This is a genomic window from Mediterraneibacter sp. (assembly GCF_030825015.1).
Lineage (GTDB): Bacteria > Bacillota > Clostridia > Lachnospirales > Lachnospiraceae > Mediterraneibacter.
On sequence record NZ_JAPJQP010000011.1, the window covers coordinates 15,574 to 26,754 of the forward strand.

The 11,181-nt window shown below is 43.0% G+C and carries 7 protein-coding genes and 1 other annotated feature; of the genes, 6 read left to right on the forward strand and 1 reads right to left on the reverse strand.

Going from position 1 to position 11,181, the window contains the following annotated elements; translation table 11 throughout:
- Positions 1-224 precede the first annotated feature (224 nt).
- From secA to thrS, 5 genes are all read left to right on the forward strand, one after another.
- Complete coding sequence (gene secA / locus RCH61_RS06455) at positions 225-2,801, forward strand: preprotein translocase subunit SecA (RefSeq protein ID WP_306480201.1); 2,577 nt, start codon at positions 225-227, stop codon at positions 2,799-2,801.
- A 78-nt stretch (positions 2,802-2,879) separates the two neighbouring features.
- Positions 2,880-3,999, forward strand: a protein-coding gene (prfB, locus tag RCH61_RS06460; protein WP_442920446.1) for a peptide chain release factor 2 whose coding sequence is annotated in 2 segments (ribosomal slippage) — positions 2,880-2,954 and positions 2,956-3,999 — 1,119 coding nt in all. Because the reading frame shifts where the segments join, the coding sequence is not laid out codon by codon here.
- Positions 4,000-4,075: 76 nt separating this feature from the next.
- Positions 4,076-5,293, forward strand: coding sequence for a homoserine dehydrogenase (locus tag RCH61_RS06465; protein WP_178007311.1), 1,218 nt, complete (start codon positions 4,076-4,078; stop codon positions 5,291-5,293).
- Positions 5,294-5,310: 17 nt separating this feature from the next.
- Positions 5,311-6,525: a cofactor-independent phosphoglycerate mutase gene (locus RCH61_RS06470; protein WP_178007313.1), complete on the forward strand. Its 1,215-nt coding sequence runs from the start codon at positions 5,311-5,313 to the stop codon at positions 6,523-6,525.
- Between the two features lie 50 nt (positions 6,526-6,575).
- Positions 6,576-6,782, forward strand: a binding site (T-box leader).
- 194 nt (positions 6,783-6,976) lie between these two features.
- Complete coding sequence (gene thrS, locus RCH61_RS06475) at positions 6,977-8,902, forward strand: threonine--tRNA ligase (RefSeq protein WP_178007315.1); 1,926 nt, start codon at positions 6,977-6,979, stop codon at positions 8,900-8,902.
- 114 nt (positions 8,903-9,016) lie between these two features.
- Here the strand turns inward: thrS and RCH61_RS06480 are convergent, their stop codons facing one another.
- On the reverse strand, positions 9,017-10,054 hold the full coding sequence (locus RCH61_RS06480) for a LacI family DNA-binding transcriptional regulator (RefSeq protein ID WP_306480202.1): 1,038 nt from the start codon (positions 10,052-10,054) through the stop codon (positions 9,017-9,019).
- A 251-nt stretch (positions 10,055-10,305) separates the two neighbouring features.
- On the opposite strand from RCH61_RS06480, the gene RCH61_RS06485 reads away from it, so the two are divergent.
- Positions 10,306-11,172 carry a D-psicose 3-epimerase gene (locus tag RCH61_RS06485; RefSeq protein ID WP_306480203.1) on the forward strand — a complete coding sequence of 289 codons (867 nt, stop codon included), beginning with the start codon at positions 10,306-10,308 and terminating at the stop codon, positions 11,170-11,172.
- The last annotated feature ends 9 nt before the right edge of the window (positions 11,173-11,181 follow it).

Sequence of the window (11,181 nt, forward strand, 5' to 3'; positions counted from 1 at the left end):
TTACAATCCCGAAATGTGCCTTTTGGCACTTCCGGTGATTCTGAATAAGGATATTATTTCCGACATAAGAGTATCATTTTTATTTGTAAACGGCGGTGCAAGTATGGTTGTTAAAACAATTTTTGAGTATTGAATTACGCTTTGGTTAGTGTTAAAATGAAGAATAGCGGTGGCATCGGAGCTATTACCGATGCTAAATTTATATAAGGAGTTAATTACAGAATATGGGTATTATAGAAAAAATTTTCGGAACCCACAGCCACAATGAGCTGAAAAGGATTTATCCGATCGTAGACCGGATCGAAGCTCTTGCTCCTGCAATGGAGGCGCTGTCAGACGAGGAACTGAAAGGAAAAACAAAGGAGTTTAAGGACAGACTGAATGAAGGCGAGACACTTGATGATATTCTGCCTGAGGCTTATGCCGTTGTAAGAGAAGCAGCATGGAGAAGTATCGGTATGCGCCATTACAGAGTACAGCTTATCGGTGGTATTATTCTGCATCAGGGTCGTATTGCCGAGATGCGTACAGGTGAAGGTAAGACACTTGTGTCTACACTTCCTGCTTATCTGAATGCACTCTCAGGAAAAGGTGTCCATATTGTTACGGTCAATGATTATTTGGCAAAGCGTGACGCAGAATGGATGGGAAAAGTACATGAATTTCTCGGACTGACGGTTGGCGTCATCTTAAACGGAATGGATAATAAAGAGCGCCGTGCGGCATATGACTGTGATATTACTTATGTAACGAACAATGAACTTGGATTTGACTATCTGCGCGATAATATGGTCATATATAAAGAACAGCTCGTACAGAGAGGACTTCATTTTGCAATCATCGATGAGGTTGACTCTGTTTTGATCGATGAGGCGAGAACGCCGCTTATTATTTCAGGACAGAGCGGAAAGTCTACGAAGCTCTATGAAGCCTGCGATATTCTTGCCCGTCAGCTTGAGCGCGGCGAGGCAAGCGGAGAATTCTCCAAGATGAATGCGATCATGGGAGAAGATATTGAAGAGACAGGTGATTTCATTGTCAACGAGAAAGAAAAGGCGATCAACCTGACAGAAGACGGTGTGAAAAAAGTAGAGAAATTCTTCCATATTGAGAACCTTGCCGATCCGGAGAATCTGGAGATCCAGCATAATATCATTCTTGCGCTGCGCGCTCATAATCTGATGTTCAGAGATCAGGATTATGTTGTGAATGCAGAAGGCGAGGTTATGATCGTCGATGAGTTTACAGGACGTATCATGCCGGGAAGACGTTATTCAGACGGTCTGCACCAGGCAATCGAGGCGAAAGAGCATGTAAAAGTCCGCAGAGAGAGCAAGACACTTGCTACGATCACATTCCAGAACCTGTTTAATAAATTTGAGAAGAAGAGCGGTATGACAGGTACGGCTCTTACAGAAGAAAAAGAGTTCCGTGATATTTACGGGATGGATGTTATAGAAATTCCGACAAACAAACCGGTTCAGAGAAAAGATCTTGAAGACGCGGTATATAAAACAAAAGCGGAAAAATACCATGCAGTTGTGGAAGAAGTAAAACGGGCGCATGCTACAGGACAGCCGGTGCTTGTCGGAACGATCACGATCGAGGTATCCGAACTTTTGAGCGGTATGCTGAAAAAAGAAGGCATTAAACATAATGTCCTGAATGCAAAATACCATGAGCAGGAAGCAGAGATCGTAGCGGATGCTGGTATCCACGGCGCGGTAACGATCGCGACGAACATGGCAGGTCGTGGTACGGATATTAAACTTGATGAAGATGCGAGAGCTGCAGGCGGTTTGAAGATCATCGGTACAGAGAGACATGAGTCAAGACGTATTGACAATCAGCTTCGAGGACGTTCTGGTCGACAGGGAGATCCGGGTGAATCAAGATTTTATATTTCACTGGAAGATGATCTGCTCAGGCTGTTCGGTTCAGACCGTCTGATGGGAGCGTTTAATGCGCTTGGAGTTGCGGACGGAGAACAGTTGGAACATAAGATGCTTTCCAATGCCATTGAGACGGCGCAGAAGAAGTTGGAGACAAACAACTTCGGTATCCGTAAAAACCTTCTTGAGTATGATCAGGTTATGAATGAACAAAGAGAGATTATTTACGGAGAAAGAAGAAGAGTTCTTGACGGCGAAAGCATGAGAGATACTGTATATAACATGATTACGGAATATGTTGAAAACATCACAGACCGGTTCGCATCTCCTGAGGCAGACGCAGAAGACTGGGATGTAAAAGGTCTGGAACTGAATCTGCATAAGATTATTCCGATGATGGAACTTCCGAGTGAGAAAGAGTGCCTTGACATGCGTCAAAAAGAACTGAAACACCTTTTGAAAGAACGTGCAGTGAAGGCATATGAAGCGAAAGAGGCAGAATTCCCGGAGACAGAACAGATCCGTGAGTTAGAGCGTGTTGTTCTTCTGAAAGTAATCGATGCAAGATGGATGGATCATATTGATGATATGGATCAGCTTCGTCAGGGAATCGGCCTTCAGGCATATGGACAGAGAGATCCGTTGGTAGAGTATAAAATGACAGGCTACAATATGTTTGGCGAGATGACAAATATGATTGCGGAGACAACGATCCGTACATTGTTCAATGTCCGTGTTGAGCAGAAAGTAGAAAGAGAAGAAGTAGCGAAAGTTACGGGAACAAATAAGGATGATACTTCTGTACGCGCTCCGAAAAAACGAGAAGATAAGAAAGTTTATCCGAACGATCCGTGTCCTTGCGGAAGCGGAAAGAAATATAAACAGTGCTGCGGAAGAAAACCGGTGTAACAGACACCGCAGGATGGAAATCTGATATGAGAGAGCAGAAATCAGAAAAAGATTGAATAAATGAAAGAGGTGATCAAGGTGGTTTTGTTAGATGAACTGAAGTCAAGACTGAGTGCATATGAAGAGCCGCTGAAAGATTTGAGGGATTCACTTTGACTTAGCTTCTAAGAAGCTTCGGGTTGAAGAGTTGGAGAAACGATTGGAAGAGCCGGGATTTTGGGATGATCCGGAAGTTTCCCAACAGGTGATGAAAGAGTTAAAAGGGTTGCAGGATTCCGTGAAAGAGATTGAAAAGCTGTATTCTGATTACGAGGATATGATGCTTCTGATCGAGATGAGCGAGGAGGAAGATGCAGAGGAAACGGCGCAGGAGATCGAGGAAGAGCTGCAGCAGTTTGAAGAGACGTTTGAAGAATTGAGGATCGGGACATTACTTACAGGGCCTTATGACAGAGATAATGCGATTGTAACACTTCATGCCGGAGCCGGCGGTACCGAGTCTTGTGACTGGACCGGGATGCTTTACCGGATGTATACGAGATGGGCGGAGAAGAAAGGGTACAGTATCGAAGAACTTGACTATCTCGAGGGAGATGTGGCAGGTGTGAAAGGCGTGACTTTCGAAGTGAAAGGCGAGAATGCATATGGGTATCTGCGCTCAGAAAAAGGAGTGCACCGTCTTGTGCGTATTTCTCCGTTTAATTCAGCGGGAAAACGACAGACATCATTTGCTTCCTGTGATGTGATTCCTGATATAGAGGAAGATATTGATATAGAGATCAATGACGATGATCTGAAGATCGACACATACCGATCCAGTGGAGCGGGAGGACAGCATATCAACAAGACGTCGTCTGCTGTCAGAATTACGCATCTTCCGACCGGAATTGTTGTTCAATGCCAAAATGAACGTTCACAGCATATGAACAAAGATAAGGCAATGCAGATGCTGAAATCAAAACTTTATTTGATGAAACAGCAGGAACAGGCGGAAAAAATGTCTGATATCCGGGGGGAAGTAAGGGATATTAATTTTGGAAATCAGATCCGTTCCTATGTCATGCAGCCGTATACGATGGTGAAAGATCACCGGACGAATGCGGAAGTGAGTAACGTAGGCGGAGTGATGGATGGAAATATTGATCCGTTTATCAACGCATATTTAAGTGCAAATACAGAACAGGCATCCGAGGAATAATCGGAAGCCTGTTTTGGCTAATATTGGTGTTAGGAAATGTTACGAACAGAAAAAGGGATAGGAAAGGAAGAATAGGATGATAAATATAGCGATAATGGGATATGGCACAGTCGGTTCGGGAGTTGTTGAGGTAATCGGCAGAAATCAGGATGTTATCAGTCAGAGAGCAGGAGATAAAATCAATGTCAAATATGTTCTTGATCTGAGAGATTTTCCGGGAGATCCGATACAGGAGAAGATCGTGCATGATGTTGATGTGATCATTAACGATCCAGAAATACAGATCGTAGTTGAAGTGATGGGCGGAGTAGAGCCGGCTTATACATTTGTGAAACGGTGCTTGGAAGCAGGAAAAAGTGTTGCAACTTCCAATAAAGCGCTTGTGGCAAAACATGGTGCAGAACTGTTGTCTATTGCAAGAGAGCGGGAGATTAATTTCCTGTTTGAGGCGAGTGTTGGCGGCGGAATCCCGATTATTCGCGCTTTGAATTCTTCTTTGACGGCGGATCGTATCGAAGAGATTACCGGAATTTTAAACGGAACGACAAACTATATGCTTACGAAAATGTTCTATGAAGGCGCTCAGTACGATGAAGTTTTGAAAGAAGCGCAGGATAACGGATTCGCAGAGCGTAATCCGGAGGCGGATGTAGAAGGCTATGACGCATGCCGTAAGATTGCGATCCTTTCTTCTCTTATTTCCGGTCAGCAGGTTGATTTTGAAGATATTTATACAGAAGGAATTACGAAGATTACAAAAGAAGATATGATATATGCAAAGAAGATGGGAATGACGATCAAACTTCTTGCATCAAGCAAGCGCGATGGAGATCACCTTCACGCAATCGTTGCTCCGGCGCTTCTTGGAAGTGAACACCCGCTTTATAATGTAAACGGCGTATTTAATGCAGTGTTTGTAAACGGCAATATGCTCGGGGACGCAATGTTTTATGGAAGCGGAGCAGGAAAGCTTCCGACAGCCAGCGCAGTTGTGGCAGATGTTGTAGACGAGGCGAAGCATCTTCACAGAAACATTATGACGATGTGGAAAAATGAAAAGCTGGAACTTCTTCCGATCGAAGATACCCAGAAACGTTTCTTTGTACGAATCAGCGGCGATGAAGATATGCGCCGGGAAGAGACAGAAGCGGCGTTTGGATCAGTAACGTTTGTGAATGTAGAAGGTCTTGAAAACGAATTTGGTATCATGACAGAAAAGATGACAGAAGGATCATATAGGAAGATTGCAGAGAAATTTGATGGAATCCTTCATATGATTCGTATTGAAGAGTAGACAAAGAGGACAAAATTATGAAATATATCGTTATTTTATGTGACGGAATGGCAGATGAACCGATAGAGTCTCTTTCGGGAAAAACTCCGCTTGAAGCGGCGAAGACGCTGAATATGGATCGTCTGGCAAAAACGTCGGAGATTGGGATGGTTCAGACTGTTCCGAAAGGAATGGCTCCGGGAAGCGATACGGCGAACTTGTCCGTGATCGGATATGATCCCAAAGTTTATTATTCAGGACGTTCTCCGCTGGAAGCGTTGAGTATCGGAGCGCAGATGGATGATGGGGATGTATCGTTTCGATGTAATCTTGTCACGCTGACCGAAGAAGAAGACTGTTATGAGGAACGTACGATTTTGGATCACAGTTCCGGCGAAATATCGACAGAGGATGCAGCGGTTCTTGTAGAAGCGCTGCGAGAGGGACTTGCCAAAGAAGGTTATCAATTCTATGTGGGAACGAGTTATCGCCATTTGTTGATCCAAAAGAACGGGCATGTGACAGAGTTGACTCCACCCCATGATATATTAACAAAGAAAATCGGGGAATATCTTCCGGAAGATGAAGTCCTTCGGGAAATGATGGTGAAAAGTTTTGATATATTAAAAGATCATCCGATCAATGTAAAACGTCGGAAAGAGGGAAAAAATCCGGCGAATTCGGCTTGGTTTTGGGGAGCGGGAACCCGTCCGGCGCTGACTTCATTTATGGAAAAAAACGGAGTCAGAGGAGCGATGATCTCTGCGGTTGACCTGCTGAAAGGAATTGCTGTCGGTGCGCAGATGGATAACATTACTGTAGAAGGCGCGAATGGCGGACTGCATACAAATTACAGAGGAAAGGCAGAAGCGGCGGTAAAGGCTCTTACAGCGGATGGTTATGATTTTGTATATGTCCATATTGAAGCGCCGGATGAAATGGGACATCAAGGAAGCGTGAAAGATAAGATAAAAGCGATTGAACTGATTGATGAGTTTGTGATCGGTCCTGTGGCAGACGGTCTTGAACAGGCAGGGGAAGACTATAGAATACTGATTCTTCCGGATCATCCGACCCCTGTTCGTGTGCGTACACATACAGGAGATCCTGTTCCGTATTTGTTGTATGACAGTACAAATGCAGTGGAAGGTCAGGAAGAGTATTCTGAGCGGACAGCTAAGGAGACAGGGATTTTCCGCGCAAAAGGAGATCAGTTGATGGATTATCTCCTGTCGGGAGAGATTCAGTCTTGACATATATTCTTGTTTTGATGTAAAATAGCCGTTGTAAAGTGAAAATAATTATGAAAGTGTTGAAGAGGACAGTAAGCTGTCCGGTCATCTCAGAGAGGGATCTGTATGGTGCGAGGATCCTGATGTTCCGGCTGACTGAATACCACCTCGGAGCGGCCTTAATACGGCACGGTGATTCCGTTATCATCACATGAATTAAGATGGTTTTCTGTCGAAAACAAGCAGGGTGGAACCGCGGGAGTTTTCCCGTCCCTGTGTGGAATGTTTCCGTGCAGTATAGATTCATAGATAAGAGGCATTCCGAAGTGAATGCCTTTTTTATGTGTGCGGACAGGAAAGAAAAATCGTATTTTTCTGAATAAGGAAGCTGGTTTTTCTGACTGATCCGGATTAGATCGTAAAAGCATTTCACAAAACACGGAAGAATAATAGAAAAGAAAGGAAGAAAAAGATGAAGATCACATTAAAAGATGGATCAAGCAAGGAATACGGACAGCCGATGAGCGTCTATGAAATTGCGCTTGATATTAGTGAAGGATTGGCGAGAGCTGCCACAGCAGGAGAAGTTGACGGAGAGGAAGTTGATTTAAGAACTGTGATCGACCGCGACTGTGAATTGAATATTCTGACATTTCATGATGAGAAAGGAAAAGGCGCTTTCCGCCATACGGCGTCTCATATTATGGCGCAGGCGATCAAACGTCTTTATCCGGATACAAAACTTGCGATCGGTCCGTCGATTGCAGATGGATTTTATTATGACGTAGATCGGGAAACACCTCTTACTGCTGAAGATTTGGATAAGATCGAGGCGGAGATGAAGAAGATTGTGAAAGAAAATCTGGAAATCAAGCAGTATACAATGCCGAGAGAAGAAGCTATCGCTTATTTTAAAGAAAAAAATGAACCATATAAAGTAGAATTGATCGAAGATCTTCCGGAAGGGGAGACAATCAGTTTCTATTCACAAGGGGAATTTACAGATTTGTGTGCAGGTCCTCATCTTATGACGACAAAACCGGTAAAAGCGTTTAAATTGACGAGTCTTGCCGGAGCGTATTGGAGAGGTGACGAGCACAACAAAATGCTTCAGAGAATTTACGGAACTGCCTTTTCTAAAAAAGCAGAGCTGGAAGAATATTTAACAATGATCGAAGAAGCGAAAAAGAGAGATCATAGAAAACTTGGAAAAGAGCTTGGATTGTTTATGATGCGCGAGGAAGGTCCGGGATTTCCGTTCTTCCTTCCAAACGGTATGGTTTTGAAAAACACGCTGCTTGATTATTGGAGAGAAATCCATCGCAAGGCAGAGTATGTGGAAATTAATACGCCGATTATGCTGAGCCGTCATTTATGGGAAACATCGGGACACTGGGATCATTATAAAGAAAATATGTATACGACAGTGATCGATGAAGAAGATTTTGCAATTAAACCGATGAACTGTCCTGGGGGAATACTTGTATATGAATCAGAGCCTCGTTCTTATCGGGATCTTCCGATCCGCATGGGTGAGCTTGGACTTGTGCATCGGCACGAAAAATCAGGTCAGCTTCACGGATTGATGAGAGTTCGTTGTTTTACACAAGATGACGCACATATCTTCATGATGCCGGAGCAGATCAAGGATGAGATCAAAGGTGTTGTAAAACTGATTGATGAAGTGTACAGTCTGTTTGGATTTAAGTATCATGTAGAACTTTCTACTCGTCCGGATGACAGTATGGGAAGTGACGAAGATTGGGAGATGGCGACAGACGCTCTGAGAAGCGCGCTTGATGATATCGGACTTCCATATATTGTAAATGAAGGCGACGGTGCATTTTATGGTCCTAAGATCGACTTTCATTTGGAAGATTCTATTGGAAGAACATGGCAGTGCGGTACGATCCAGCTCGACTTCCAGCTTCCGCTTCGGTTTGAACTTGAGTATACGGGAGCGGACGGAGAGAAGCACAGACCGATTATGATCCATCGTGTTGTATTCGGTTCGATTGAGCGTTTTATCGGTATTTTGATTGAACATTTTGCGGGAGCATTCCCGACATGGCTTGCTCCGGTACAGGTGAAGGTGCTTCCAATCTCTGATAAATATCTTGATTATGCAGGTAAGGTTCTTGCAGATCTGAAAGAGGCGGGTATTCGCGCCGAGATTGACAGCCGGGCAGAGAAGATCGGATATAAGATCCGTGAGGCACAGATGAAAAAAATCCCGTATATGCTTGTAGTAGGAGCAAAGGAAGAAGAGGAAGGCAAAGTATCTGTAAGAAGCAGGTTTGCCGGAGATGAAGGACAGTGCGGTTTGGAAGAGTTTGTAGCACAGATCAAAGAAGAAGTTGCGGCAAAAAAACTCAGAGAAACAGTGCAGGATAAATAAGAAGAGAAAAGCGGTTCGGACGAAGGGGTGTCCGAACCGTTTTTAGTTTCAATAAAAATACGCCGCAGCAAAAGCTTTGGCGTATTTTAGTGAAAAGAAAATAATAACATTTGGCTAGTGTTCCTCCACTTTATAAGATTCATCCGTAGAAATTGTGACCGGAATATCGATAATCTTGCGGGGAGTAATGTTTTTAATCAAGTATTCAAATAAGGTTTTAATCAATAAATATCCTTGATTTACCGGTTCCTGCCCGAGCACAAAATCAACAACCTGTGTTTGGAGCAGATGGATAGAACCTTCTGTAAGATCGTGGCAGATTACATGGATGTTTTCAGAATCGTCGATGATGTCTAAAGCACTGCCAACTCCGGCAATACCGCCTCCTGTAATGTAAATTCCGTCTAGATCAGGAAGTTTATTGCAGTATTCTAAAGTGATGCGGAACGCATCTTCTTTTTTGTCTTGATTTTCGGAAATGCCGACAATCTTGATGTCCGGTCGTGTTTCCGAAAGCTTGTTTTGAAAACCAAGCAGTCTTTGCTGGTGACATGAAAGTTTTTTACTGCTGATAATGATACCTATTCTGGCATCTTTGGGAAGAATCTTACACATTAATCCGCCTGCGGTTCTTCCGCCTTTATAATGATCCTGTCCGATAAAGCATAGACTTTTTACTTCCGGGGCAGGAGAGTTGAAAGTAATTATGGCAATTCCTTTTTCGATGAGAGAATTAAGAAGCGCATAAACATTCGGATGGTCGAGCGGAAAAACAGCCATCCCGCTGACACCGCTTTCTGTTAAATCATTGATAATTCGGATTTCTTCAGAAGGATCAAGGCTGGTCATCAGTTTTATGATCACTTCGATTCCGAAAGCGGAAAATTCTTTTTTAGCACGGTCGATTCCTGCAATAATATCATGGATAAAGGGATTATAGTCTGGGGTTAAGATGACCCCAATCTTTATAGATTCCTTTTTTGATACTAAAGCCTTGGCAAGAAAGTTTGGTTCATAGTGCAGTTCTTCTGCAATTTTTAAAACCTTTTGGCGCGTTGCTTCACTGACTCCGGATCGGTTGTTCAGTACCCGGTCTACAGTACCTCGAGAGACGTTCGCCAGTTCTGCGATTTGTTTTACTGTAACCGCCATGTAAAAAATCACCTCCCATATAATACCAATTTTCTTGCTAATAATATAGCACAATATCGTGCTCGTGTCTAGTTGGAAAAAATAAGGAGTTATAGAAATTTATATAAAAACTATATATCGATATAAAAGATGTGAAAAATATACAAAAAAATAACATTAAAAATGGTAAATATATAGTATTGAAACAATAAAATTAACGTGTTACTATAAATACAACAAAACGTGCACGAGCACGAAAAAGGAGGACGGAGATGAAATTTGGAACATTGTATTCTTATTGGGGAACCGAATGGAACTGTGATTATTTAAAAACATTAAAGAGAGTTTCGGATATTGGATTTGACATTTTAGAGGTTGGAGCTCCGCATTTGTTGGAAATGACAGATTATGAATTGTCTGAATTGAGTCGTGTGGCGAAAGATATGGATATGACATTGACGGCGAATATAGGACCGGCGAAAGATAAAGATCTTTCTTCTCCTGATCCAAAGATACGGAAAGCAGGCGTTGAATATCTGATCGACATCTTAAAAGCTATGAATAAAGTCGGTTCGAAATCACTTGTCGGAGCGATGTATTCATATTGGCCATGTCAGTTTGAGATCACAGATAAAGAAAAGGCGTGGGAGAGAAGTATTGAAGGGATGAAAGAAGTTGCAAAAGTGGCGGAAGAATTGGATATTGAGTGCTGCCAGGAAGTGTTGAATCGCTATGAAACATATATCATGACAGACTGCAGAGAAGGATTAGAGTATTGCAGACAAGTCGGCAGTAAAAAGGTCAATCTTCTTCTTGACACTTTTCATATGAATATTGAAGAAGATAATATTCCGGAGGCAATTCGGCTTGCGGGAGAAGATTTAGGACATCTCCATGTGGGAGAGTCAAATCGGAAGCTGCCAGGAATGGGTTCTCTCCCGTGGAGGGAAATCGGAAGGGCGTTAAGAGATATCAAATATGAAAAAGGCGTTGTTATGGAACCGTTTCTTTTGCAGGGTGGCGATGTTGGCCGGGATTGTAAAGTATGGAGAGATTTAAGCGGAAGTGCGGATGAGAAAATGCTGGATCGTTATATTGAAGAGTCACTGGTATTTTTGAAACATGAGTTTACATTTTGAGGAGAGGAT

Excerpts from the sequence above, each read along its gene's own strand:
- thrS (WP_178007315.1), top strand. The coding sequence starts at position 6,977 with ATGAAGATCACATTAAAAGATGGATCAAGCAAGGAATACGGACAGCCG.
- RCH61_RS06485 (WP_306480203.1), top strand. The coding sequence starts at position 10,306 with ATGAAATTTGGAACATTGTATTCTTATTGGGGAACCGAATGGAACTGT.
- RCH61_RS06465 (WP_178007311.1), top strand. The coding sequence starts at position 4,076 with ATGATAAATATAGCGATAATGGGATATGGCACAGTCGGTTCGGGAGTT.
- RCH61_RS06470 (WP_178007313.1), top strand. The coding sequence starts at position 5,311 with ATGAAATATATCGTTATTTTATGTGACGGAATGGCAGATGAACCGATA.
- RCH61_RS06480 (WP_306480202.1), bottom strand. The coding sequence starts at position 10,054 with ATGGCGGTTACAGTAAAACAAATCGCAGAACTGGCGAACGTCTCTCGA.
- secA (WP_306480201.1), top strand. The coding sequence starts at position 225 with ATGGGTATTATAGAAAAAATTTTCGGAACCCACAGCCACAATGAGCTG.